Source organism: Devosia sp. (genome assembly GCF_036676215.1).
In the GTDB taxonomy this organism is placed as follows: Bacteria; Pseudomonadota; Alphaproteobacteria; order Rhizobiales; family Devosiaceae; genus Devosia.
On sequence record NZ_JAKFDJ010000218.1, the window covers coordinates 21178 to 46219 of the forward strand.

General features: G+C 63.5%; 22 protein-coding genes. 13 read left to right on the top strand and 9 right to left on the bottom strand.

The window, feature by feature from the left end; translation table 11 throughout:
• Position 1 precedes the first annotated feature (1 nt).
• From V6M52_RS18155 to V6M52_RS20020, 4 genes are all read right to left on the bottom strand, one after another.
• Positions 2-904 carry a carbohydrate ABC transporter permease gene (locus tag V6M52_RS18155; protein ID WP_332702306.1) on the bottom strand — a complete coding sequence of 301 codons (903 nt, stop codon included), beginning with the start codon at positions 902-904 and terminating at the stop codon, positions 2-4.
• A gap of 66 nt (positions 905-970) precedes the next feature.
• Entirely contained in the window at positions 971-2284 is a 1314-nt protein-coding gene (locus tag V6M52_RS18160) for an ABC transporter substrate-binding protein (protein WP_332687950.1), read from the bottom strand.
• A 237-nt stretch (positions 2285-2521) separates the two neighbouring features.
• The gene (locus tag V6M52_RS18165) at positions 2522-3247 is read right to left on the bottom strand and encodes a TetR/AcrR family transcriptional regulator (protein ID WP_332702333.1); all 726 of its coding nucleotides are present in this window, start codon (positions 3245-3247) and stop codon (positions 2522-2524) included.
• A 70-nt stretch (positions 3248-3317) separates the two neighbouring features.
• The gene (locus V6M52_RS20020) at positions 3318-3494 is read right to left on the bottom strand and encodes a hypothetical protein (protein WP_442881889.1); all 177 of its coding nucleotides are present in this window, start codon (positions 3492-3494) and stop codon (positions 3318-3320) included.
• Between V6M52_RS20020 and V6M52_RS18170 the strand changes: the two genes are divergently transcribed.
• Positions 3417-3752: a hypothetical protein gene (locus V6M52_RS18170; protein WP_332702308.1), complete on the top strand. Its 336-nt coding sequence runs from the start codon at positions 3417-3419 to the stop codon at positions 3750-3752. The genes V6M52_RS20020 and V6M52_RS18170 overlap by 78 nt on opposite strands.
• Positions 3753-3982: 230 nt before the next feature.
• Here the strand turns inward: V6M52_RS18170 and V6M52_RS18175 are convergent, their stop codons facing one another.
• Genes V6M52_RS18175 through choX form a run of 4 tightly spaced genes read right to left on the bottom strand, consistent with a single transcriptional unit; the run spans position 3983 to position 7382 of the window.
• Complete coding sequence (locus tag V6M52_RS18175; protein ID WP_332687948.1) at positions 3983-4495, bottom strand: prolyl-tRNA synthetase associated domain-containing protein; 513 nt, start codon at positions 4493-4495, stop codon at positions 3983-3985.
• 13 nt (positions 4496-4508) lie between these two features.
• The gene (gene choV / locus V6M52_RS18180) at positions 4509-5558 is read right to left on the bottom strand and encodes a choline ABC transporter ATP-binding protein (protein WP_332702310.1); all 1050 of its coding nucleotides are present in this window, start codon (positions 5556-5558) and stop codon (positions 4509-4511) included.
• A 4-nt stretch (positions 5559-5562) separates the two neighbouring features.
• Positions 5563-6396: a choline ABC transporter permease subunit gene (gene choW / locus V6M52_RS18185; protein ID WP_332702313.1), complete on the bottom strand. Its 834-nt coding sequence runs from the start codon at positions 6394-6396 to the stop codon at positions 5563-5565.
• 59 nt (positions 6397-6455) lie between these two features.
• Positions 6456-7382 carry a choline ABC transporter substrate-binding protein gene (gene choX, locus V6M52_RS18190; RefSeq protein WP_332702315.1) on the bottom strand — a complete coding sequence of 309 codons (927 nt, stop codon included), beginning with the start codon at positions 7380-7382 and terminating at the stop codon, positions 6456-6458.
• Positions 7383-7499: 117 nt separating this feature from the next.
• Between choX and betI the strand changes: the two genes are divergently transcribed.
• The 4 genes from betI to betA are packed head-to-tail and all read left to right on the top strand — an operon-like array spanning position 7500 to position 12736.
• Entirely contained in the window at positions 7500-8093 is a 594-nt protein-coding gene (gene betI / locus V6M52_RS18195; RefSeq protein ID WP_332687944.1) for a transcriptional regulator BetI, read from the top strand.
• Positions 8086-9603 carry a choline-sulfatase gene (betC, locus tag V6M52_RS18200; protein WP_332702317.1) on the top strand — a complete coding sequence of 506 codons (1518 nt, stop codon included), beginning with the start codon at positions 8086-8088 and terminating at the stop codon, positions 9601-9603. The genes betI and betC overlap by 8 nt, the downstream gene beginning before the upstream one ends.
• Positions 9603-11063, top strand: coding sequence for a betaine-aldehyde dehydrogenase (gene betB, locus V6M52_RS18205; RefSeq protein ID WP_332702335.1), 1461 nt, complete (start codon positions 9603-9605; stop codon positions 11061-11063). Before betC ends, betB begins: the two co-directional genes overlap by 1 nt.
• An 11-nt stretch (positions 11064-11074) precedes the next feature.
• On the top strand, positions 11075-12736 hold the full coding sequence (gene betA / locus V6M52_RS18210; RefSeq protein WP_332702319.1) for a choline dehydrogenase: 1662 nt from the start codon (positions 11075-11077) through the stop codon (positions 12734-12736).
• An 86-nt stretch (positions 12737-12822) separates the two neighbouring features.
• Here the strand turns inward: betA and V6M52_RS18215 are convergent, their stop codons facing one another.
• The gene (locus tag V6M52_RS18215) at positions 12823-13824 is read right to left on the bottom strand and encodes a GlxA family transcriptional regulator (protein ID WP_332702321.1); all 1002 of its coding nucleotides are present in this window, start codon (positions 13822-13824) and stop codon (positions 12823-12825) included.
• 125 nt (positions 13825-13949) lie between these two features.
• Here V6M52_RS18215 and V6M52_RS18220 point away from each other — a divergent pair, with 125 nt between their 5' ends.
• From V6M52_RS18220 to V6M52_RS18255, 8 genes are all read left to right on the top strand, one after another.
• Entirely contained in the window at positions 13950-15206 is a 1257-nt protein-coding gene (locus V6M52_RS18220) for an aromatic ring-hydroxylating oxygenase subunit alpha (RefSeq protein WP_332693431.1), read from the top strand.
• Positions 15203-16324 (top strand): hybrid-cluster NAD(P)-dependent oxidoreductase, encoded by a 1122-nt coding sequence (locus V6M52_RS18225; RefSeq protein WP_332693428.1) that lies wholly within the window; start codon positions 15203-15205, stop codon positions 16322-16324. The genes V6M52_RS18220 and V6M52_RS18225 overlap by 4 nt, the downstream gene beginning before the upstream one ends.
• Before the next feature lie 27 nt (positions 16325-16351).
• Positions 16352-17323, top strand: a complete 972-nt coding sequence (locus V6M52_RS18230) for a dipeptidase (protein WP_332702323.1) — start codon at positions 16352-16354, stop codon at positions 17321-17323.
• A complete protein-coding gene (locus V6M52_RS18235) occupies positions 17324-17848 on the top strand; it encodes a DUF5943 domain-containing protein (protein ID WP_332702325.1) in 525 nt (174 codons plus the stop codon).
• Positions 17849-17868: 20 nt separating this feature from the next.
• Complete coding sequence (locus V6M52_RS18240; RefSeq protein ID WP_332702327.1) at positions 17869-19935, top strand: NADH:flavin oxidoreductase; 2067 nt, start codon at positions 17869-17871, stop codon at positions 19933-19935.
• A gap of 3 nt (positions 19936-19938) precedes the next feature.
• Complete coding sequence (locus V6M52_RS18245) at positions 19939-21828, top strand: (Fe-S)-binding protein (protein ID WP_332702329.1); 1890 nt, start codon at positions 19939-19941, stop codon at positions 21826-21828.
• On the top strand, positions 21825-23909 hold the full coding sequence (locus V6M52_RS18250; RefSeq protein ID WP_332702331.1) for an FAD-binding protein: 2085 nt from the start codon (positions 21825-21827) through the stop codon (positions 23907-23909). Before V6M52_RS18245 ends, V6M52_RS18250 begins: the two co-directional genes overlap by 4 nt.
• Before the next feature lie 5 nt (positions 23910-23914).
• On the top strand, positions 23915-25042 hold a 1128-nt coding region (locus V6M52_RS18255; RefSeq protein ID WP_442881888.1), incomplete at its 3' end, for a sarcosine oxidase subunit beta family protein.

The window sequence follows — 25042 nt, forward strand, 5'->3', positions numbered from 1 at the left end:
CTCAGCGCTCCTTTGCCTTGTTCAGGTACTTGACGTAGATGTTCGTGATGCACAGCACCATGATCAGAATGATGTAGGCGAGGGCCGAGGACGGACCCGTCTGCCACTGCTGGAAGGCCATCTTGTAGAGCCGCGACGAAATGAGTTCGGCGGCGGGTTGGCCCGTCATGACGAAGGCGATGTCGAAGGTCTTGAACGCCTCCATGGTACGGAAGATCACCGCAATTAGCAGGATCGGCGCGACCAGCGGCAGGGTGATGCGGAAAAAGGTATAGAGCTTGCCGGCCCGGTCGATCGATGCGGCCTCGTAGAGATGCTTGGGCACGGCCGACAGGCCGGCCAGCGACAGCAGCATCACGAAAGGTGACCACATCCAGATGTCGGTGATGGCCACTGCATAAAGTGCCAGATTTGCATCGCTGAGCCAGGCAACCCGTCCGAGCCCGAGGGCATGGTTGAGGATGCCCCAGGAGGGATCATAGATCAGCTTCCAGAATAGCCCCACCACCACCGGCGACAGCATCATCGGCAGCATGAGCAGTGTGGTGAGCAGGCCCTTGAAGGGCAGGGGGCGGTTGAGCAGCAGTGCCAGCCCGAAACCGACCATGAACTGCCCGGTGACCGAAACGATCACGTACCACAGGGTCGTTGTAAACGTGCGCCAGATAACCGGGTCCGCGAGCACATCGACGTAATTTTTGAAGCCGACGAAATTCACCGATGCCTTGCTGGACGCGCGAAAGTCGGTGAAGGAAAAACCGAGCGAGTAAAGCAGCGGAAACACGTTGAAGATGATGAGGAATGCCACCGTCGGAATGACGAACACATTCCGGATCGTGGTGTCGCTCCACCCGCGCGACGCGGCGCGCGACGCGGGATCAAGCGTCGTGATGAGGTTGGTCAAGGCGTAGCCCCCCGATTGGACAGAGCCGGAGAGGAGGTTCCCTCCCCTCCGGGTACGTTTGCGTACTTACTTTGCCGCGTAGCCAGCCGACGTCAGCGTATCGACCCACGTTGCGGCAAGTTTATCGAGCGTTTCCTTGGCCGTGCCCTCCCCATTGACGACATAGGGGTAGAAGGTGTCGGCAGCCTCGGTGAGGAGTTCGGCATATTCCGGCAATGCCCAGAAGTCGCGGACCTTGAACATGGTCTGGAAGAACGCCTCGTTGAACGGCGTGGCGTTGCGGAACTCTTCCGATTCAAGGGTCGCGGCATGCGCAGTATAGCCACCGAGCTCAGCCCAGCGCTTCTGTGTGTCTTCCTTGATGAACCACTCGAGGAACTTCATCGCCTCTTCCTGGTTCTGGCCATAGGAAATCAGCGAGATGCCCTGGCCGCCGAGTGCTGCAAAGTCGTCGCCACTCGGGCCGGGTGGGTTCGCGAAGAAGCCCATATTGGCAGCGTGCGGGTTGGTGGCTTCATTCACCAGCGAGGGGAAGAACGCGAAGAAGTTCATGCCCATGGCCACCTGGCCCTGCGCAATCGCCGTGTTCACCTCGGCAAAGAACGCATTGCCCCAGCCCGGAGGGCCAAAGGTGAAGAGCTTGCGATAGTCTTCCAGCGCCTCGATCGACTCTGGCGAGTTGAGCAGGCCCGTAACTTCATACGTCTCATAGTTGCCGAAGGAACCGCCATAAGCGAAGACGGAGTTCTCGACGCCCATGACGATCGCATCGCCGGCGTTTTGCGAATAGATCGCCGCGCCATAGCGGTTCTCGTCGGGGCGGTGGAAGAACTCGGCAATGTCGATGAGCTCCTTGAAGGTCTTCGGTACAGCAAGATCGTAGCCGTACTTGGCCTTGAAGGCTTCCATCTCGACCGGATCCTCGAACCAGTCCTTGCGGTACGCCCAGCCAAGTGCGTCGCCTTCAAGTGGGACCGACCAGTACGTGCCCGAACCACCTGGATACTCTGAGTAATACTGCATCGTGGCCGGGGCCATCGTCGTGGTCAGGTTGTTCTCATTGATGAAGCCGGTGAGGTCAACGTAGTGACCGCCGGTTGAGCCGGCACCCAGCCACTGGCTGTCGCCAACGACGAGATCATAGGCCGAACCCTGAGCGTTGAACTCAGTGAACGCCTTGGTCTGGAAGTCAGGCCACGGCACCGTCTCCACGGTGACGGCAACGCCGGTCTCCGCCTGGTATTCGTTCACCAGCTCCTGCAGGTAGTTCGCAGGGTCCCATTCTGCCCAGAGAATTGTGAGCTCCTGGGCCTGAACAGCAAGGCTGCTCATGGCCACGAAGCTTGCTCCGGCTAGTAGGCTAACCATAGTTTTGCGCATTGTATCGTCTCCCTCACATGCACATCTCTCGCCTAGTGAGCCCAGCAAGTGACGCCGTGCCTCACCGGATGCTGATCGAGCAAACCCTCAAGGGGTCCGCTCCTCCGACCTTCATCCCTCCTCCGTGGTTCGCAAACCGTGCCGATCTGTATCGGGCACACGCCTCTCCCCACTATCTGCGCTCAGGACCGGCAGGCCGCCACACCACTGCGGCGGGGACGCCGATGTCAGCACAAATTAGTCGCCCACCTCGCGGGTGGGTGCCACAGACGCATCTTGCGTGCGTTCAGTGGCGGTGTTGTTCTTGGCCGACTGGCCATTGATTGTTTCCGCTTCAGCAGCATTTATCAGCGCCGCAGCGGCCCACTGGGCAACGCCCTGCGCCTCCTCCAGGGTCAGCCCCCATATGTCCTTGAGCACATTCAGCACCTCAATGCCGAACACCATCGACAGCGCCTGCGCCACCCGCAAATGCTGGCCGTGTGTCAGCTTGCCCGCCAGCGGCGCCGTTGCATTCATGAGCAAATCGACGCGATGGCCTCGCGTGAAGAGGGGCTCGCTGCCAAGCGTGCCCGCCCGCCGTTGCGCCCACTGGTCCAATGACAGGCGAAGCGACGCCTTGAACGTCGCTTCAAACTCCTCGACACGCGGGATTGCCGTCGCCAGAAGGTCGGCAACACGCTCCCCGGCGCCACCATGGCTCGGCGTCCATTCCAGGATTGGCCCCAGAGCCTCATCGACCACGGCGTGAACCAGCGCAGCCTCGCTAGGAAAATAACGATACGCCGTCGCCCGTGAAACGCCCGCAATCTCGGCAACACCTGTAACCGATGGAGACAGGCCCGACTGCATCAGCGCGATTGCGGCATCAAGCATGAGCCGGCGGGTCCTGGCTCTGGCACCACGCTCGGCACCAAGTCCCTGCGTTGTTGTGGCTGGATTTCGCTGATGTGAGACGACCATATCAATATGATACATGCGTCTCATTTTTGTGCAATAGCCGTTAACAGATCAGAACCGCTGCGAGGAGGCGCTAGATCAGTGCTTTTGATAGAAAGCTGCGGGTGCGGCCGCGCGGAAAATCGACCAAGCGTGCCGAAAACCGTGTAGCCGGCCTTTTGATAGACGTGCAGTGCCTCGGGTTGAAGGTGTCGATATAGGCGCCGCGACAGCCGCGCTGTCGTGCTTCCGCTTCGGCCTCCGCGAGCATCTGGCTGGCGAGACCTTGCCCCCGATGCGTCTCGCCCAATTGGCGATAGCCTTGCTGTCGCGCGCCGGTGATCGCCCGTTACGGTTCGTGGGCGGCGTGCTCGACCTTCATCCCGTCATCTTCGAGGTGATCATGGGATGCCTCAAGGGTAGGGACGTGAGCAGGGCCGAAGGCGATGCCGCGCTGGCAGCCGCGCAACTGCCGGGCGGCAAACACCTGGCGTGGAATCCCCTGCTGACCGGACCACTGTCCATTTAGCTTGATGGAGGTGACCGGACTGGCGGTGAGCGGGCGCATAGCGCAGGTATCTTCTGTCCTCAAAGACGGCACCAAGATCGAGCGTCACCCTTTTGGACGCACCCGACGCCTTTGTCGGACCTTGCCGGCCGATTGAGCGATTTTCAGCGTGCAAGGAAGGAAAGCGACGTTCGATCCGTTGGGACGAAGCCTCGGATTGGCCGGAAGCGGACATGTATGCGGATCGAAGATCACCCCTCCAATGGGGTCAGAGCATCGAAATCGACGATTTCCGGCTGTTGTCCCAAAGCTTCAAGCACTTGCAGGAATTCAGGGCTGGTCAGCGACACCGTTGCGGTATTGGTCAGCGGATGGAAGGTGATACGCGGCTGTCGCAGCATGTCGGCTGCGAGCACCAGCTGCACGGCGTTATTTGTGTCGTTGATCAGCGCCAGAGGGCTCACCGAGCCCTGCGCTACGCCCAGCGCCGCATCGAGCGTTTCGGCGCTGGCAAAGGAGAACTTCTTGGCGCCCAGATGCGCCGCCAGCGCCTTGAGGTCGAGGCGCCGATCTGTCGGCACGCAGACCAGCCAGAGCCCACCCTTGGCGCCCTTGAGCATCAAATTCTTGGTGTGCACGCCCTCGAGGCCGGCCCAATATTGCAGGGCTTCGTCCACGGTATGAACTGGCGGATGCTCGATGGCGATGGGGGTGATGCCGAGCGTCGTGAACAATTCGGCAAGCGCGGCGCGTGGATCGGTCATGGGCAGTTCTATCCTAGTGGACGCCCGCAGATGGGCGCGCTGGCTTGCGGCGCAGGGCGGCAACAACGTTCTGGTTGAAAATACTCCCGACAAGTTGCCCATCCGGGCCCCTGACGCACACCGAGGGTGCGCCCGCCGATAATTGCTCGATGACCCCGGCGAGGGAACTGGCGGCGTCCACCGCATTCACGCCGCTGCCGATCTGCGGCGACATGATGTCCATGGCGCGCAGCACCAGCAGCGGGTTCATATGTGCCACGAAATCCTCGACATAGTCGTCCACCGGGTTGGCAATGATTTCCTGCGGCGTGCCGCATTGCACGATGCGCCCGCCCTCCATCAGCGCGATGCGATCGCCCAGCTTGAACGCCTCGTCCAGGTCATGGCTGACAAAGATGATGGTGCGCTTGAGCTTGGCCTGCAGTTCCAGCAATTCGTCCTGCAGCCGCGAGCGGATCAGCGGGTCGAGCGCCGAAAACGGCTCGTCCATAAGCAGGATCGGCGCCTCGGTGGCAAAGGCTCGCGCCAGCCCGACGCGCTGCTGCATGCCGCCCGAAAGCTGCCCCACATTGCGGTCGGCCCAGTCGGTGAGGCCGACGAGATCGAGCTGCGCCCGCACCTTGGCGTCGCGCTGCAACTTTGACATGCCACCAAGCTCCAGCCCCAGCCCGACATTGTCGAGCACCGTGCGCCACGGCAGCAGCCCAAACTGCTGGAACACCATGGCCACCGACTTCCGCCGCAGCCGCAGCAGTTCTTCCCGCGTACAGGCCGCCGGATTGACCGACCGCCCCCCGTCATTGACCGTCACCGAGCCGCGCACCACCGGGTTGAGCCCGTTGACCGCCCGCAGCAGCGTCGATTTGCCGGAGCCCGAAAGCCCCATCAGCACCAGGATTTCCCCGCTCCGCACGCTCAGCGAGCAGTCGTGCACGCCCAGGATCTGCTTGGTCGCCTGCTGGATTTCCTGGCGCGTCTTGCCCGCGTCCATCATCGGCAGCGCCAGCTGCGGATTGGCGCCGAAGACGATGTTGACCCGATCGAAGATGACAGCGTCTTCCATGAGCCTACTCCTGCCTGATGCGCAGCATGCGGTCGAGCACGATGGCCACAACCACGATGATAAGGCCGCTCTCGAAGCCGAGTGCGGTATTGACCGAATTGAGCGCCCGGACCACGGGAACCCCGAGCCCGTCCGCGCCCACCAGCGCCGCCACCACCACCATGGACAGCGACAGCATGATGGTCTGGTTCAGCCCTGCCATGATCTGCGGCATGGAATAGGGCAGCTCCACCTTCCACAGCTTCTGCGTCGCCGTGCCGCCGAAGGCCTCCACCGCTTCGAGCAAAGCAGGAGGCGTCGAGGAAATGCCAAGATGCGTCATGCGTATGGGCGCCGGCAGCACGAAGATGACGGTCGCAATCAGGCCCGGCACCATGCCGATGCCGAAGAACACGATCGCCGGGATCAGATAGACGAAGGTCGGCAGCGTCTGCATCAGGTCGAGGATCGGCTGCAGGAACCGATAGAGCCTCGGTCGATGCGCCGTGGTGATGCCGATCGGTACGCCGATGGCCATGCAGACCACGCAGGATGAGATGACCAGCGTCAGACTCTCGGTGGTCTGCTCCCAATAGCCCTGGTTGAGGATGAACAGGAACCCGGCAAGGACCAGCAGGCAGGTCCACACATTGCGCTGCAGCCACCAGGTGAGCGCGACGAACACGGCGACGATGATCAGCGGGTGCGGCGTCTGAAACGCCCAGAGCAGGGCGTCGATCAGCGCCTCGGCGCCGTCGGCCAGGGCGTCAAAGGCGGTGGAAAAGTTATCCCGCAGCCAGTTGAAGAAGTCGCTCGCCCATTTTCCGACCGGGATCTTGTAGTCCGTCAGCCATTCCACAATCACGTCTCCCGCAAAGCAGAACAGCCCGGTCGTTGCGGACCGGGCTGTTGGTGTTCTTAGTTCGCGAGCGCCGCGGTAACCGCCGCTGCGCCATCACCACCGTCAAGCGTCGTCACGCCATCGACCCAGCTCAGCGCCACGTCGGGATTGGCTTTGAGCCAGGCCAGGGTCGCCTCGTCCGGATCGGCGCCATCATTGAGGATCTGGCCCATGATTTGGTTTTCCATCGGCAGGGAGAACTCGAGGTTGGCCAGGAGCTTGCCCACATTCGGGCATTCGGCAGCGTAGCCTTTGCGGGTCACGGTGTCGACGACGCCTTCGCCTCCGAAGAAGTCCTCGCCGCCCGGCAGGTATTTGAGCGGGAAGGCGGCATTCATCGGGTGCGGTTCCCAGCCGAGGAACACCACGTCCTTGTTGTCCTTCACGGCGCGGTCGACTTCGGCCAGCATGCCCTGCTCGGAGCTTTCCACCACCTTGAACTCGCCCAGGCCATGCGTATTGGCGTCGACGAGGCTGATCAGATAGCCATTGCCCTCATTGCCGGGCTCGATGCCATAGATGGTGTTGTCGAGCGATTCGGCGAATTCGGCGATCTTGGAATAGTCGGTCAGGCCCTTGTCGAACGTATAGGTCGGCACAGCCAGCGTATATTTGGTGCCGGTGAGGTTGGTCGCAACCTTCTCGACTTCGCCGCTGTCGAGATATGGCCCGATGACACCCTGCTGCGCCGGCAGCCAGGTGCCGAGGAACACGTCGACATCGTCGCTTTCGAGCGAGGCATAGGTTACCGGCACCGATAGCACCTTCACATCGACCTCATAGCCCAGCGCTTCCAGGACATGCTTGGTCGCCGAGGTCGTGGTGGTGATGTCGGTCCAGCCCACATCGGAAAAAATCACGGTGTCGCATTCGGCTGCAAAAGCGGTTCCCGCCAGCAGCGACAGCGCCAGGGCGCTGGTCAGAGTGAGGGTGGTCTTTCTCATAGTCTGTCGTCTCCTGATTGCGGGGTTCTGTGCGAGAGTCTTTTTTCTTGATTGACGGCTCAATCAAAAACGAGACAATCAGAAATGTAAACTCCAAAATATGTGCAGGCGGCCAAAATGCCGAAAATCGGTGCAGAAGCAGTCCGGCGAAAGGCGATGGTGGAAGCCGCCATCGTCGAGATCGGCGTGGCCGGCAGCCTCGACGTCACCGTCAGCCAGATTGCCCGCCGCGCCGGCATGTCCCCCGCGCTGGCCCACCACTATTTCGGCAGCAAGGACCAGATGTTCCTCGCCGCCATGCGGCACATCCTCAAGCGCTTCGGCGAAAGCGTCCGCCTGCGCCTGGCCAGCGCACCCACGCCGCTGGCGCGCCTGCATGCCATTATCGACGCCAGTTTCGCGCCGGAACAGTTCGATCGCGAAATCGTCGCGGCCTGGCTGACCTTCTATGTCCGTGCGCTACAGTCCGAGCAAGCCAGCCGCCTGCTGCAGGTCTATGCGCGACGGCTGCATTCCAATCTGGTGTTCAACCTGCGCCAGATTTTTGACGCCGAAACCGCCCAGTCGGTGGCGCAGGGCCTCGCGGCCCTGATTGACGGCTTCTACATCCGCCACGCGCTGCAGGATTTTGCGCCCGCCCAGCCAGAAGTGCTGGCCCTGGCGATGGACTATCTCGACCTCTGTATCCGGCAGAAAGCAACCCATGTCTGAGCGGCCCAATATCCTGATCTTCATGGTCGATCAGCTCAACGGCGCGCTGTTCCCCGACGGGCCGGCGGCGTGGCTGCACGCTCCCAATCTCAAGGCACTGGCCGCGCGGTCCACCCGCTTCGCCAATGCCTATACCGCCTCGCCGCTCTGCGCCCCCGGCCGCGCCAGCTTCATGTCGGGGCAATTGCCGCGCCGCACCCGCGTCTACGACAACGCCGCCGAATTCGCCTCGGACATTCCCACCTATGCGCACCATCTGCGGGCGGCGGGCTATGCCACGACGCTTTCGGGCAAGATGCATTTCGTTGGGCCCGACCAGTTGCACGGCTTCGAGGAGCGGCTGACCACCGACATCTACCCCGCCGATTTCGGCTGGACCCCTGACTATGACAGGCCCGGCGAGCGGATCGACTGGTGGTATCACAATCTCGGCTCGGTCAAGGGCGCCGGGGTGGCCGAGATCACCAACCAGCTCGAATATGACGACGAAGTCGCCTTCAACGCCGTGCGCAAGGTCTATGACCTCGGCCGCCGGCTGGAGCCGCGGCCCTGGATGCTGACGGTGAGCTTCACCCATCCGCACGACCCCTATGTGGCGCGGAAAAAGTATTGGGACCTCTACGAGGATTGCGCGCATCTTTCGCCCGAGATCGCGCCGATCGCCTACGAGGATCAGGACGCCCATTCAAAACGCCTGATGGATGCCTGTGACTTCCGCACCCTCGATATCACCGAGGACGACGTCCGCCGCTCGCGCCGCGCCTATTTTGCCAATATCTCCTATGTCGATGAAAAGATTGGCGAAATTCTGGAGGCATTGCGCGGAACGCGGCAGGCAGACAACACCATCATCGCCCTTGTTTCCGACCATGGCGACATGCTGGGGGAGCGCGGTCTGTGGTTCAAGATGAACGCCTTCGAGGGCTCGGCGCGGGTGCCGCTGATGATCGCCGCGCCAGGCCTGCCGGCCGGGCGGATCGATGCACCGGTCAGCACCATGGACCTGACCCCAACGCTGTGCGACCTCGCGGGCATTTCGCTTGAAGCCATCGCCAAGTGGACCGATGGCGAGACGCTTGTGCCGCTTGCCAATGGCGCCAAACGCACCAGCCCGGTCCGCATCGAATATGCCGCCGAGGGCTCGGTGGCGCCGCTGGTCTGCCTGCGCGACGGCAAGTTCAAGTATATCGCCTGCATGGCCGATCCCGCCCAACTGTTTGATCTATCGAGCGATCCGCACGAATTGGTCAATCTTGCGAGTGACCCGGCTTATGCCGAAACCCGCATCCGCTTCGCCGCCATGGTCGCGCGATACTGGGATCTGCCGGGCTTCGACGCCGAAATCCGCGCCAGCCAGGCGAGGCGGCATGTCGTCTATGCGGCGCTACGCAACGGCGCCTATTACCCGTGGGATTTCCAGCCCTTGCAGCAGGCTTCGGAGCGCTACATGCGCAACCACATGGATCTCAATGTGCTCGAAGAGAGCAAGCGTTTCCCGAGGGGCGAATGATGCGCGACGTGCAACCACCGGCCAGCCATTTCATCGACGGCCGCTATGTCGAAGACACCGCTGGGCGGTTGATTGAAAGCATCTATCCGGCCAGTGGCGAGGTCGTCGCGCGGCTGCACTCGGCAACGCCCGCCATTGTCGAACAGGCCCTCGCCTCTGCGACGCGCGCCCAGAAGGAATGGGGCGCGCTCAAGCCAGTTGTTCGCGGCCGAGTTTTGCGCAAGGCGGCCGACATCATCCGGGAGCGCAACCAGGAATTGTCCGAGATCGAAACTCTCGATACCGGCAAGCCGATCCAGGAAACCCTTATAGCCGACGCCGCCTCCGGCGCTGACTCGCTCGAATACTTCGCGGGCCTTGCCGCGACCATGACTGGCGAGACCATCCCGCTCGGCGGCGACTTCGTCTATACCATCCGAGAGCCGCTCGGCGTCTGCGTCGGCATCGGCGCCTGGAACTATCCCACCCAGATCGCCTGCTGGAAGGCCGCCCCGGCTTTGGCCGCCGGCAATGCGATGATTTTCAAACCCTCCGAGATCACCCCGCTCGGCGCCCTCAAGCTCGCTGAAATCCTGATCGAAGCGGGCGCTCCTGCGGGCCTGTTCAATGTGGTGCAGGGTTACGGCGATGTCGGCGCTGCGCTGATCACCGATCCGCGCGTGGCCAAGGTGTCGCTCACTGGCTCGGTCGGCACCGGCAAAAAGGTCTATGCCGCCGCCGCCGCCGGCATGCGCCATGTCACCATGGAACTGGGTGGCAAGTCGCCGCTGATCATCTTCGACGACGCCGATATCGACAGCGCCATCAGCGCCGCCATCAACGCCAATTTCTATTCCTCCGGCCAGGTCTGCTCCAACGGCACCCGCGTCTTCGTCCACGACGCGATCCGCCCGACCTTCCTCGACCGTCTCGTCTCCCGCACCGCCAATGCCATCATCGGCGACCCGCTCGATGAGGCGACGCAGGTCGGCCCGCTGGTCTCGGAAGCCCAGCGCAACAAGGTGCTTGGCTATATCGAAACCGGCAAGGCCGAGGGCGCCAAATTGCTGATCGGGGGCAGGGTGCCGCCCAGCCAGAATGCCGGCTTCTATATCGAGCCGACAGTCTTTGCCGACGTCACCGACGACATGACCATCGCCCGCGAGGAAATCTTCGGCCCCGTCATGGCTGTGCTCGGCTTTTCCGACGAAGCCGATGTCATCGCCCGCGCCAATGCCACCGAATTCGGCCTCGCCGCTGGCGTGTTCACGGCCGACCTCGCCCGTGCCCATCGTGTGATCGGCCAGCTCGAAGCCGGCACCTGCTGGATCAACACCTACAATATCACCCCGGTCGAAGCGCCCTTTGGCGGCGTCAAGCAGTCCGGCGTCGGCCGCGAAAATTCCCGCGCCGCGCTCGATCACTACAGCCAGATCAAGTCCGTTTACGTTGCCACCGGCCCCGTCGCCGCCGCCTACTAGGATTTTCCGTCATGGAAGCTGATTTTGTCATCATCGGTTCGGGCTCCGCCGGCGGCGCCATGGCCTCCCGCCTCAGCGAGGACGGCAAGCATTCCGTCATCGTGCTCGAATTCGGCGGTACCGATTTCGGCCCGCTGATCCAGATGCCGGCGGCCTTGAGCTATCCGATGAACATGCCGCGCTACGACTGGGGCTTCCGCAGCGAGCCCGAGCCGCATCTGGGCGGCCGCACGCTCGGCGTGCCGCGCGGCAAGGTCATCGGCGGCTCATCTTCGATCAACGGCATGGTCTATGTGCGCGGCCATGCCGGCGATTATGACCACTGGGCCGAATCCGGCGCCGCCGGCTGGGGCTATGCCGACGTCGTCCCCTATTTCAAGCGCATGGAGAACTGGCATCCGGGCACCCATGGCGGCGATCCCGACCGCCGCGGCAATTCCGGCCCGCTCCACGTCACCCGCGGCCAGCGCGACAATCCGCTGTTCAAGACCTTCGTCGAGGCCGGCAAGCAGGCCGGGTTTGAACTTACCGACGACTACAATGGCGAAAAGCAGGAGGGCTTCGGCCCCATGGAGCAGACGGTCTGGAAAGGCCGCCGCTGGTCCGTCGCCAATGCCTATCTCAGGCCCGCGCTGAAACGCCCCAACCTGACGCTGGTCAAATGCTACGCCCGCAAGGTGGTCATCGAGAGCGGCCGCGCCACCGGCGTCGAGATCGAACGCGGCGGCAGGGTCGAGATCGTCCAGGCGCGAAAAGAAGTCATCGTCGCCGCGTCCTCGATCAACTCGCCCAAGATCCTGATGCTCTCAGGCATCGGCCCAGCCGCGCAACTGGCCGAGCATGGCATACCCCTAGTCGCCGATCGTCCCGGCGTCGGGCAGAATCTGCAAGACCACATGGAGCTCTATATCCAGCAGGCCTCCATCCTGCCGATCACGCTCTACAAATACTGGAACCTCTTCGGCAAGGGGCTGATTGGCGCGCAATGGCTGTTCTTCAAGAACGGGCTGGGCGCCTCCAACCAGTTCGAAAGCGCTGCCTTCATCCGCTCCAAAGCCGGGGTGAAATACCCCGATATCCAGTTCCACTTCATCCCCATCGCGGTCCGCTATGATGGCCAGGCAGCAGCCGAAGGCCATGGCTTCCAGGCCCATGTCGGCCCCATGCGCTCGGCCTCGCGCGGCGCCGTGACTTTGCGCTCATCCGACCCCAAGGCGGCGCCGCGCATCCAGTTCAACTACATGTCGGATCCCCAGGACTGGGCCGATTTCCGCCACTGCATCCGCATCACCCGCGAGATTTTTGGCCAAGCGGCCTTCGACCCCTATCGCGGCAAGGAAATCCTGCCGGGGGAAAAATACCAGACCGACGACGAACTCGACGACCACATCCGCCGCCACGCCGAGAGTGCGTACCATCCGTGCGGGACGTGCAAGATGGGGCGGGCCGATGATCCGATGGCCGTGGTCGATCCGGAACTGCGCGTCATCGGCGTCGACGGATTGCGGGTGGCGGATAGTTCCATCTTCCCGCGTATCACCAACGGCAATTTGAATGGCCCCTCGATCATGGTGGGGGAGAAGGCCTCGGATCATATTCTGGGGAAGACGCCATTGCCGCCGGACAATGGGGTGCCGTGGATCAATCCGCGGTGGGAGACGTCGGACCGGTAGGTTCACGAACTCGTCCACCCACTGCGCATCACCCTCGGGTCAAGCCCGAGCGTGACGATCGAGTATGGGTAAATGCAGGGTGATCGCTAAACCGCCACCTTCGTCGTCCGTCGCTCCGCGCTCGGGCTATGCCCGAAATATTCCGTGTAGCTCTGTGAAAAATACGACGCGGAATTAAACCCGCTGGCCATGCCCACCTCCAGGATCGGCATCGCCGTCTGCCGCAGGAGCTGGCAGGCATGCTCCAGCCGCAGCTTGAGATAATGCCGGCTGGGCGGATAGCCCAGATGTTTCCAGAACAGCCGCTCCAACTGCCGGTTGGATAGCGCCACGCTGGCAGCGAACTGGCTCATGGTCAGCGGCCGGTCGAGGGTCTGCTCCATCAGCGTCACCACGCGCAGCAGCTTGGGGTGGGCCACCCCCAACCGCGTGCGCAGGTCAATGCGCTGACGCTCGCTGGCCTCGCGGATGCGGTGGTGGATGAGCTGGTCGGTCACGGCCTTCGAGACTTGTTCGCCGTGGTCGCGCTTGATCAGGCTCAGCATCATGTCCGCCGCCGCGACACCCCCGGCGCAGGTGAAGCGGTCCCGATCGATCTCGAACAGGTCCCCACCAATCTCCAGATCAGGGAAATCGGCCTGCATGCCCGGCCGGTTCTCCCAGTGGATAGTCGAACGGTAGCCATCCAGCAGCCCGGCCTTTGCCAGCACATAGGCGCCGGTGCAGACCGCTCCCGCCGCCGCGCCGAACTTGCTCAGCCGTCGCAGCACGGCCACCAAGGCGCGGTGATCGGTGTTCTGCACCTCCACCCCCGAACACACCACGACGGCATCCATCGCCTTGGCGTCCCGGAACGCCCTGTCGACCTTCACCTCGACCCCATTGGATGCCTCTGCCGTCATTCCGTCGGCAGAATAAAGCTGCCATTGATAGAGCGTCCTGCCGCTCACCCGGTTGGCCAGCCGCAGCGGTTCGATGGCAGCCGTAAACGCGATCATCGAAAACTGCTCGGTCAGCATGAAGCCGATCATCTGGGGTGGTTTGGGGTGGTCCATGCCGATTTCGGTCCTGTCCTGCGTCCGGCGCATTCACTATGTCGGAAAACCTAAAGCCGCTGTCGCGCCACATCAAGACACCGGGCGAAAAAGGAGCAATTCTGTCTCCCGATCGAGGACGACCTCCGCCTCGTGTCTCTGTTGAGGAGAGACGCAGTATGCTCGACCAAGCCCCGCTCCTGGCGCGTCTCGTGCATGGCCGCAAGCCGGGCCACAGCCTCGACGCCCCCTTCTATACGTCGCCCGAGATTTTCGAGGCCGACATGGAAGCCATTTTCGGCCAGCACTGGATCTATGTCGGCGTCGAGCCCGACGTGCCGGAACCCGGCGACGCCATGACCATCGATATCGGCAAGAACTCGATCCTCATCGTCCGCAACGACGACAACGCGGTCAAGGCCTTCCACAATGTGTGCCGCCACCGCGGCGCCCGGTTGATCGACGAGGAAAAGACCACGGTCGGCAACCTGGTCTGCCGCTACCATTCATGGACCTACAATCTCGAGGGCAACCTCGTGCATGCGCCGCATATGGGTGCCGACTTCGACGCCTCCTGCAAGGGCCTGAAGCCCGTCAATCTGCGTTCGCTCGAAGGCCTGCTGTTCATCTGCCTTTCCGACAATCCGCCGGAAGATTTCGACGACATGGCCGCCCGCATGGCGCCCTATATTGCCCCCCACAAGGTGCGCGACACCAAGATTGCCTACCAGAGCGACCTGATCGAGCCGGGCAACTGGAAGCTGACGATCGAGAACAATCGCGAGTGCTATCACTGCGAGGCCAACCATCCCGAGCTGACCGTACCGCTCTTTGCCTATGGCTTCGGTTTTGCGCCCGAGGAGATGGAGCCGCTCGACCTGGAAAATGCCCAGCGCTACGAGGCGTTGCGCAAGGTCAGCCATGCCGAATGGGAGGCCATGGGCCTGCCGTCGCGCGAAATCGAGGAACTCGACAGCCGCGTCACCGGCTTCCGCACCGAGCGCCTGCCGCTCGATGGGAACGGGGAATCCCACACCATGGATACCCGCGCCGCCTGCCGGCTGCCGCTGGGCGCCTTCACCAATGCCAAGCTGGGCGGCCTCAGCTTCTGGACCCAGCCCAATTCCTGGCACCATTTCCTCGGCGACCACATTGTCACCTTCTCGGCGCTCCCGCTCGATGCCGGCCGCACGCTGGTGCGCACCAAATGGCTGGTCAACAAGGATGCGGTGGAAGGCGTCGACTACGACCTCGCCAACCTCATCGAGGTGTGGACCGCCACCAATGCGCAGGATTCGGCGCTGGTCGGCATGTGCCAGCAGGGCGCCAACAATCCGGCCTATGAGCCGGGTCCCTATTCGCCCAATACCGAGATGCTCGTCGAGAAATTCATCCGCTGGTACATCGGCCGCATGGCCGAGCATATCGGCGCATGAACCTCATGACCTCGTCCCTGGGCGACGCCAACCGGTTGCAACTCGCGTCCAATGCCTGGGACAGCGAGGAGGACGACGTTCTGGTCTGCCGCGCCGTGCGGCAGGAGACCCATGACGTCAAGACCTTCGTGCTGACGCCGCAGACGCCGGGGCGGTTTCACTACCAGCCCGGCCAGTTCATGACTTATGCCTTCGAGATCGGCGGCGAGACCATCCATCGCTGCTACACCATCTCGTCGGCGCCAACGCGGCCCAATGCTATTTCGCTCACGGTCAAGCGCGTGCCCAATGGGCCGGTATCGAACTGGCTGCATGACAATCTCAAGCCCGGCGTGACAGTGAAGGCGCTGGGGCCGATGGGGAGCTTTACCTGCTTCGCCCATCCGGCGACGCGCTACCTGTTCCTCTCCGGCGGCAGCGGCATCACGCCGCTGATGTCGATGGCGCGGACCTTTCACGACCTGGCCGATCCCAAGGACATCGTCTTTGTCCACTCGGCGCGCACCGTAACCGACATCATCTTCCACCAAGAGCTGGAGCTGATGGCGCGGCTCAATCCGAGCTTCAAGTTCGCTCCGATCTGCGAAGCTGCCAATCCGCTGGCCCCCTATAGCGGGCTGACCGGGCGCCTGTCGCCGGACAACCTCAAGGTCATCGCGCCGGACTTTCTGACCCGCGAAATCTTCGTCTGCGGCCCGGCGCCCTATATGGCCGCCGTGCGCGCCATGCTGGCTGCGGCCGGTTTCGACATGGCCCATTATCACGAGGAAAGCTTCAACTTCGAGACGCTGTCGGCGGGCGAACGGGCCGAGGCGATCGAAGGCGAGATTGCGCTCGATGCGCCGGAATCCGTTAAGAGCTTCAAGGTGGAATTCACCAAGACGCGCCGCTCCATCGACGTGCCCGAGAACATGACCGTGCTCGAAGCCGCCAAGCGCGCCGGCATGCGCCTGCCCTCGTCCTGCACGCAGGGCATGTGCGGCACTTGCAAGTCGAAAAAGGTCTCGGGCTCGGTCAACATGACCCACCAGGGCGGCATCCGCCAGCGCGAGATCGACGCCGGCATGATGCTGCTGTGCTGCTCCAAACCCACCAGCGACCTGGTGATCGAACGCTAATTGTCTGCTTACGAACGGGGATATCTGTTGAGCGCACTTCACAGTCAAAGCCTGGTCATCGACGGCCTGATCATCTCCAAGTGGGACCGCTCGGTCTTCGAGGATATGCGTAAGGGCGGCATCTCGGCCGCCAATTGCACGGTCTCGGTGTGGGAGGGCTTCCAGGCCACGGTCGACAATATCGCCACCATGAAGCAGGCGATCCGCGACAACAGCGATATCCTGACGCTGATCCGCACTAGTGACGACATCATCCAGGCCAAGAAGGACAACAAGACCGGCATCATCCTGGGCTTCCAGAACGCCGCCGCCTTCGAAGACAACCTTGGCTATATCGAAGCCTTCGCCGATATGGGCGTGCGCGTGGTCCAGCTCTGCTACAACACGCAGAACCTGATCGGCACCGGTTGCTACGAGCGCGATGGCGGGCTTTCCGGCTATGGCCATGAAGTGGTCGCCGAGATGAACCGCGTTGGCATCCTGGTCGATCTCAGCCATGTCGGTCCCAAGACTTCGGAAGAGACAATCCTGGCGTCCAAGAAGCCGGTGACCTATTCGCACTGCCTGCCGATGGGCCTCAAGGAACATCCGCGCAACAAGACCGACGAACAGCTGAAGTTCATCGCTGACCATGGCGGTTTTGTCGGCGTCACAATGTTCCCGCCCTTCCTCAGGCGCGGCACCGACGCCACCGTGGTCGATTATGTCGAGGCGCTGGACTATATCGGCGACATCGTCGGCTGGGACAATGTCGGCGTCGGCACCGATTTTACCCAGGGCTATGATCGACCCTTCTTCGACTGGATCACTCACGACAAGGGCCGCCACCGCCGCCTCACCGATTTCGGTACCGTGCAGAATCCCGAAGGCATGCGGATGATCGGCGATTGGCCGAACCTCACCGCCGCCATGGAAGCGGCCGGCTGGAGCACCGAGAAAATCCAGAAGACCATTGGCGGCAACTGGCTGCGCACCTTCAAGACCGTGTGGGGCGCATAGATGCAGCCGCAACTGCCCATCGAGGTCAATGACGAGACCGGTGTGTGGACCACCGATGGTCTGCCGATGCTCTATGTCCCACGCCATTTCTTCACCAACAACCACATCGCGGTGGAAGCCGCGCTTGGCCGCGACACGTACTCGGAAATCCTCTACCCGGCCGGCTACAAGTCGGCCTGGTTCTGGTGCGAGAAGGAAGCGGCGACGCATGGCCTCAAAGGCCTCGCCGTGTTCGAGCACTATCTCAAGCGCCTGTCGCAGCGCGGCTGGGGCCTGTTCAGCTTCGTCTCGGCCGATATCGAAACCGGCAATACGCAGATCATGCTCAAGCACTCGAGCTTCGTGTTGCAGCAGTCCGGTGCCTCCGGCAAGCTCTGCTACATGTTCGAGGGCTGGTTTGCCGGCGCCATGGATTGGGTCGGCAAGGATACCGGGCACAGCTACGCCACCGTGAGCCGCGAAACCCAGTGCGCCGCCGAAGGCCACGACCACTGCATCTTCAGCGTGACCCCCCAACCGGCCTGACAGGCTCCAGGACTTCCGCCATGGCCTCTTACCCAACGCTGATGTCGCCGTTCACGCTCAACAAGCTGACGCTGCGCAACCGCGTCGTCTCGACGGCGCATGCGGAAGTCTATGCAGAAGCGGGCGGCCTGCCGGGCGATCGCTACATCCGCTACTACGAGGAAAAGGCTAAGGGCGGCCTCGGCCTCGCCATCTGCGGTGGCTCCAGCCCCGTCTCCATCGACAGCCCGCAGGGCTGGTGGAAATCGGTGAACCTCTCCACCGACAAGGTCATCGATCCGCTGGCCCGGCTGGCCGAGACCATGCACAAGCATGGCGCCAAGATCATGATCCAGGCGACCCATATGGGCCGCCGCAACGCCTTTCACGGCGAAAACTGGCCGCATCTGATGACGCCGTCGGGCATTCGCGAGCCGGTGCATCGCGGCAATGCCAAGATCATCGAGATCCAGGAAATTCGGCGCATCATCAAGGACTTCGGCGTGGCCGCTAAGCGGGTCAAGGCCGCGGGCATGGATGGCATTGAGGTCTCGGCCGCGCACCAGCACCTGATCGACCAATTCTGGAGTCCGCGCTCCAATTTCCGCACCGACGAATGGGGCGGGAGCCTGGAAAACCGCATGCGCTTCGGCCGCGAAGTGCTGAACGAAGTGCGCGAAGCCGTCGGTCCGGATTTCGTCGTCGGCCTGCGCATGTGCGGCGATGAATTCCACGAGGATGGGCTCGACCACGAGACGCTAAAGGAAATTGCCCAAGCCATGGGCGAGACCGGATTGATCGACTATATCAGCGTCGTCGGTTCGGGCGCCGATACGCACAATACTTTGGCCAATTGCATGCCGCCCATGGCGCTGCCGCCCGAGCCCTTCGTGCATCTGGCCGCCGGCATCAAATCGGTGCTCGATATCCCCGTGATGCATGCGCAGTCGATCCGCGACGCCGGGCAGGCTGAGCGCCTCTTGGCCGCCGGCATGATCGACCTCGTCGGCATGACCCGCGCCCAGATCGCCGATCCGCATATGGTCGAAAAGATCCGCGACGGCCGCGAGGATGAGATCAAGCAATGCGTCGGCGCCAACTATTGCATCGACCGCCAATATAACGGCCTCGACGTGCTCTGCGTGCAGAACGCCGCCACTTCGCGCGAAGCCACCATGCCGCATATCATCACCAGATCGACCGGTCCCAAGCGCAAGGTCGTGGTGGTCGGTGGCGGCCCCGGCGGTCTCGAAGCCGCCCGCGTGGCGCGCAGCCGCGGCCACGACGTGGTGCTGTTCGAAAAGGGCGATGCCGTCGGCGGCCAGATCAACCTCGCCGCCAAGGCCCCGCAGCGCGAGCAGATGGCCGGCATCGTCCGCTGGTTCGACATGGAAACCAAACGCCTCGGCGTCGATCGCCGCATGGGCACCGAAGCCACGCCGGACATGATCCTCGACGAAAATCCCGACATCGTCGTGCTGGCGACAGGCGGCAGTTCCAATATCTGGCAGGTCCCCGGCTGGGGCATCGAGGACGGGCTTGCGGTCAGTTCCTGGGATATCCTCTCCGGCAAGGTTGCCCCCGGGCAGAACGTGCTCGTCTACGACGTGATGAGCGCCCATACCGGTTCCGGCACCGCCGATTTCCTCGCCACCCGCGGCAGCACGGTCGAAATCGTCACCCCGGACGTGAAAGTGGCCGACGATGTTGGCGGCACCACCTTCCCGATCTTCTATCGCCGGCTCTACGCCATGGACGTGGTGATGACGCCAAACTACTGGCTCGATCGCGTCTATCGCGAGGACGACAAGCTCATCGCCGTCATCCGCAACGAATATACCGAGGCGCTCGAGGAGCGTGCCGTCGACCAGGTCGTGGTCGAAAACGGCATCCTGCCCAATGATGCCCTCTACTGGGACCTCAAGGAAAAGTCGGTCAATTTCGGCCAGACCGACAATGCGACCCTCTTTGCGTCCGAGCCGCAGCCGTCCCTCTCCGAAGACCTCTCGGGCGACCGCTTCCTGCTCTATCGCGTCGGCGATTGCATCTCCCAGCACAATATCCACGGCGCCATCTACGACGCGCTGCGCCTCTGCAAGGATTTCTGAGCCATGCTCTGGGTTCAGATCGCCATCACCTTCGTGTTCTGGCTGGCGGTCGCGACCCTGGCTGTCGGCCTCATCCGCCGCATCGGCCTCTGGCGCAATGGCCGCCCGGCGCCGGTGGATTGGGCCGGGCTCCTCGCCATCCCCAAGCGCTATCTGGTGGACATCCACCACGTCGTGGCGAAGGACGGCTACATCGCCAACACCCATATGGCCGTCGCCGGCGGCGCTATCGCCGCGCTGGCGCTGGTGGCGCTCAACTATGGCCTCGCACTCTATCAACCCTGGCTCGATTGGCTGACGCTCTCGGCCGCCGCCGTGATGCTGGGTGGCAGCTACTTCGTGTGGGCCCGCCGGCGCAATCCGCCGACGCGCCTGTCGAAGGGCCCGTGGTCCCGTCTGCCCTACACCCTCGGCGCCTTCGCCGTCGCGCTCATCGGCCTGACGCTTGCCGCCATCGTCCCGGCCTCGGCCATGACCGCCGCTTTCGCCCTGCCGCTGCTGCTCCTGCTGCTGGCTGGCTCCGCTGAACTCGCCCTCGGCATCGGCACCGGTGGCCCGATGAAACATGCCGTTGCCGGCCTCCTCCATCTCGGTTTTCATCCCCGCAAGGAGCGCTTCACCGAGCGCTCGGTCGGCCTGCGACCTCTCGATCTCGACGCCGCCGAATTCGGCGTCGCCAAGCCCGAGGACTTCCGCTGGAACCAGCTGCTCTCCTTCGATGCCTGCGTGCAATGCGGCAAGTGCGAAGCCGCATGCCCGGCCTTCGCCGCCGGCCAGCCGCTCAATCCCAAGAAGCTGATCCAGGACATGGTGGTCGGCCTCGCCTCGGGCAGCGACGCGAACTTCGCCGGCAGTCCCTATCCGGGTCTGCCCCTTGGCGAGCATTCCGGCGCCCCCGACAAGGCCATTGTCCCGTTCCTCATCGAGCCCGAAACGCTCTGGTCCTGCACCACCTGCCGCGCCTGCGTCGAGGAATGCCCGATGCTGATCGAGCATGTCGACGCCATCGTCGATCTGCGCCGCAATATCACTCTCACCACTGGCGAGCTTCCCGGCACGGCTCCCGAAACCCTCGCCAATCTGCGCGAAACCGCCACCACCGGCGGCCATGATGTCGCCACCCGCCAGCATTGGGCCATCGATCTAGACGTCGCCCACGCCCAGCCCGGCAAACTGGTGGACGTGCTGTTGGTCGCTGGCGAAGGCGCCTTCGACATGCGCTACCAGCGCACCCTGCGCGCCCTGGTCAAATCCCTCCGCGCCGCCAAGATCGACTTCGCCGTGCTGGGCGACAGCGAATTCGACACCGGCGACACCGCCAGGCGGCTCGGCGATGAAGCCACCTTCCAGTCTCTCGCCCGGCGCAATATCGCCAATTTCGCCCGCTTCGACTTCCAGCGCATCGTGACGCCCGATCCGCATGTGCTCAACAGCCTCAAGAACGACTATCCGGCGATCGGCGGCCACTTCACCGTGCTGCACCACTCGACGTTCCTGGCCCAGCTTGCCAAATCCGGCCAGCTCCAGCTCGGCCCCACCCCCGACCAGCGCGCCGTGACCTATCACGACCCCTGCTATCTCGGCCGCTACAATGGCGAGATCGACGCGCCGCGCGCTTTGCTCAAGGGCATCGGCATCGAAGTCCAGGAAATGGAACGCTCGGGCCTGCGCGGCCGCTGCTGCGGCGGTGGCGGTGGCGCGCCACTGACTGATATTCCCGGCAAGCAGCGCATCCCCGATATCCGCATGAACGATGCCAAGGCGACCGGTGCCAGCATCGTCGCAGTCGCCTGCCCGCAATGTACAGCCATGCTCGAAGGCGTTGTCGGCGACCGCCCCGAAGTTCTCGACATCGCCGAACTCGTCGCCCAAAGCCTCCCGGTGCCGGCATGAGCGACACCATCAAACGCATCAATCCGCGCCGACCCTTCCTTGTCACGCCGGAGGGACTGAAACGCATCGTGCTCGGCGAGGCAGGGCAGGGCGGCGCTGTCCATGTCGCCGCCCATCGTGAAACGGCTCCCAGGCCGCTGCGACTCGCCGGTGCCGCCACGGGCCACTTCCTCGTCATCGCCCACAGCGATCGCGGCGCCCTAGATGCCCATGCCCACCAGGCCATCGCCGCCGCGGCCCTGCTGGCCGACGCGACCACCGCCATCGCCGTCCTCGTCCTCGGCGAATTGACCGAAGACCTGTCGCCGCTCGGTGCCGACCAAGTGTTCGTCGCCGCCGACTGCGACAAGGTCCTGTTCGATCCCGACCGCGAACATGCTGTCGCCAGCGACCTTATCGCCCGTCTCGATCCGCGCCACATCTTGCTGCCGGACAACGCCATCGGCGACGGCGATCTCGGCCGCCGCCTCGCCGCGCGTCTCGGCACTCCAATGGCCACCCATGTAGTCGAGCTCCGCCCCGACGCCGTCGCCACCTACCGGCAGGGCGGCGCGCAGATGGCCCGCCGCGATCTGCCGCGCCTCATGTTGCTCGACGCGGAAACCACCGACACGACACTGCCCTTCCGTGGCGCTGGTGACCTCACCACGCTGGAAACGCCAGCCTTCGCCGACAGCGCCTACGCCGATCTCGGCACGCCGCCCATCGACGCCGCCCAACTTGGCCTCGAAGAAGCCGACTTCATCGTTGCAGCCGGCAATGGCGTCTCCGATGTGTCCAGGGTTCTGGCGCTGGCAAAAACCTTCGACGCCGCCGTCGGCGCCAGTCGCGTTGCCGTCGATGATGGCAAGTTCACCCGCGACAAGCAGGTGGGCGCTACCGGCAAGACGGTCAGCGCCAATGTTTACATGGCCATCGGCATTTCCGGCGCCGTGCAGCATCTGCAGGGCATCAAGGCCGTCCGCCACGTCATCGCCATCAACACCGATGCCAGCGCGCCGATAGCCGGCCGGGCGGATCTTACGGTGGTCGATGATGCACAGCTCGTGATGGGGGAACTGCTCGAAGCGACGCGCGGGCGAAACTATGCGGGGGACGAGACTGAAGGCACCGACCTCCCAGTCGACACCCTCCCCCTTGCGGGGAGGGATCAAGGGTGGGGGGCGGCTGGCCCGAATATTGGGGCTCTCGCACCCCCTCCTGGCCTCCCCCGTCAAGGGGGAGGTACAGATCGCGGCCCTCCGGCTCTTGTGGCCACCAATTCCTCAGTCGACACCCTCCCCCTTGTGGGGAGGGATCAAGGGTGGGGGTCGGTTGGCCCCAATGTTAGACAGGTGCGCGTCCTGGTCCTCGCCGCCCTCGGCCGCAACCCCATCAACGGCGCTGCCCGTCCCAACCGTGACGACTTGCTGGCGCTCGAACTTGGTCGCCAGCTCGGCGACGTATCCATCCTCCATGCCGGCAATCCCGACGACCCGGCCCTCAGCGACTACCTCGCCCATGGTGCTGCCACCCTCGACGTGCTCCCCGCCACCCAGGACCAGGACATCGCCAGCCTCCTCGCCGACCATGCGACTGGTTACGATCTCATCCTTACCGGCACCCGTTCCGAGGGCGGCGAGGGTTCCGGCCTCGTCCCCTACCTCGTCGCCGAGCGCCTCGGCTGGCCGATCGTAGCCCAAGCGCTTGATGTCAAAACTGCCGACGGCCATGCCGAGATCACCCAAGCCCTGCCCAAGGGTCAACGCCGCCACGTCCGCGTGCGCCTGCCCGTCGTGATCGCCATCCATTCCAAGGCCCCGGTCACGCCACGCTACGCCTTTGCCCGCCGCATGGCGGGGCAGATCGTGCGGCACGACGCGGTGGGGGCACCCGTGCTCGACACCGCCTGGCGCGTCGAGCCTGCCACCAAACGCCCCGTCAAATTCAAGGCCAAAGAGTCAAAAGCCGGCCATGCCCGCATGCTCTCGGCCATCGTGACCGAGGCCAAGGGCGGCGCCGTCATCAATACCGGCTCTCCCGCCGACAAGGCCCAGGCGATCCTGAGCTATCTCCGCACCCACAAACTGATCGACTGGTGACCCTGATGCGCTTTTCCTTCCCCAATCTGCTCAAAGAGGCGCTGTCCGGCAACACCGGCTGGCCCGAGCAATGGCGTCAGCCCGAGCTCAAGCAGAGCTACGATGCCATCATCGTCGGGGCCGGCGGGCATGGGCTGGCCACGGCCTACTACATGGCCAAGGAACACGGCATGACCAACATTGCCGTGCTGGAAAAGGGCTGGCTCGGTGGCGGCAATACCGGTCGCAACACCACCATCATCCGCTCCAACTATCTCTGGGAAGAGTCTGAGGCGCTCTACGAGCACGCCATGAAGCTGTGGCAAAATCTCAGTCTCGAGCTCAACTACAACGTCATGTATTCGCCGCGCGGCGTGCTGATGCTGGCGCACAACATCCACGACGTGCAGGTGTTCAAGCGCCACGTCCATGCCAACCGGCTGGCCGGCATCGACAATGAATGGCTGACCGCCGAGCAGGCGCAGGACTTCTGCCCCATCCTCAATATCGATCCCAATGTGCGCTACCCGATCATCGGCGCCGCTCTGCAGCGCCGCGGCGGCACGGCCCGGCACGATGCGGTGGCCTGGGGCTATGCCCGCGCCGCGTCCGCCATGGGCGTCGACATCATCCAGAATTGCGAGGTCAAGGGCATCCGCCGCGGCCCCGATGGCGCGGTCACCGGGCTCGAAACCACCCGCGGTCCGGTGTCGACCAAGCGCGTCGGCGTCGTCGCGGCCGGCCATTCGAGCGTCCTGATGCAGATGGCCGACGTCTCCATGCCGCTCGAGAGCTATCCGCTGCAGGCGCTGGTCTCCGAGCCGATCAAACCGATCATGCCCTGCGTGGTCATGAGCAACACCATCCACGCCTACATGTCCCAGTCCGACAAAGGCGAACTGGTGATTGGCGCTGGCACCGATGCCTATACGTCCTATTCACAAACGGGCGGCCTGCACATCGCCACCCACACGCTTGAAGCCATTTGCGAGCTGTTCCCCGCCGTCCGCCGCCTGCGCATGCTGCGCAATTGGGGCGGCATCGTCGATGTCACGCCCGATCGCTCGCCAATCATCGGCAAGACGCCGGTGCCCGGTCTCTTCGTCAATTGCGGCTGGGGCACGGGCGGCTTCAAGGCCACGCCGGGCTCGGGC

Coding starts and splice junctions, on each gene's coding strand:
- V6M52_RS18240 (WP_332702327.1), top strand. CDS start 17,869: ATGGCCTCTTACCCAACGCTGATGTCGCCGTTCACGCTCAACAAGCTG.
- betB (WP_332702335.1), top strand. CDS start 9,603: ATGCGCGACGTGCAACCACCGGCCAGCCATTTCATCGACGGCCGCTAT.
- betA (WP_332702319.1), top strand. CDS start 11,075: ATGGAAGCTGATTTTGTCATCATCGGTTCGGGCTCCGCCGGCGGCGCC.
- V6M52_RS18245 (WP_332702329.1), top strand. CDS start 19,939: ATGCTCTGGGTTCAGATCGCCATCACCTTCGTGTTCTGGCTGGCGGTC.
- choX (WP_332702315.1), bottom strand. CDS start 7,382: ATGAGAAAGACCACCCTCACTCTGACCAGCGCCCTGGCGCTGTCGCTG.
- choV (WP_332702310.1), bottom strand. CDS start 5,558: ATGGAAGACGCTGTCATCTTCGATCGGGTCAACATCGTCTTCGGCGCC.
- V6M52_RS18225 (WP_332693428.1), top strand. CDS start 15,203: ATGAACCTCATGACCTCGTCCCTGGGCGACGCCAACCGGTTGCAACTC.
- V6M52_RS18165 (WP_332702333.1), bottom strand. CDS start 3,247: ATGGTCGTCTCACATCAGCGAAATCCAGCCACAACAACGCAGGGACTT.
- V6M52_RS18175 (WP_332687948.1), bottom strand. CDS start 4,495: ATGACCGATCCACGCGCCGCGCTTGCCGAATTGTTCACGACGCTCGGC.
- V6M52_RS20020 (WP_442881889.1), bottom strand. CDS start 3,494: ATGCTCGCGGAGGCCGAAGCGGAAGCACGACAGCGCGGCTGTCGCGGC.
- betI (WP_332687944.1), top strand. CDS start 7,500: ATGCCGAAAATCGGTGCAGAAGCAGTCCGGCGAAAGGCGATGGTGGAA.
- V6M52_RS18215 (WP_332702321.1), bottom strand. CDS start 13,824: ATGCGCCGGACGCAGGACAGGACCGAAATCGGCATGGACCACCCCAAA.
- V6M52_RS18220 (WP_332693431.1), top strand. CDS start 13,950: ATGCTCGACCAAGCCCCGCTCCTGGCGCGTCTCGTGCATGGCCGCAAG.
- V6M52_RS18160 (WP_332687950.1), bottom strand. CDS start 2,284: ATGCGCAAAACTATGGTTAGCCTACTAGCCGGAGCAAGCTTCGTGGCC.
- V6M52_RS18235 (WP_332702325.1), top strand. CDS start 17,324: ATGCAGCCGCAACTGCCCATCGAGGTCAATGACGAGACCGGTGTGTGG.
- V6M52_RS18250 (WP_332702331.1), top strand. CDS start 21,825: ATGAGCGACACCATCAAACGCATCAATCCGCGCCGACCCTTCCTTGTC.
- betC (WP_332702317.1), top strand. CDS start 8,086: ATGTCTGAGCGGCCCAATATCCTGATCTTCATGGTCGATCAGCTCAAC.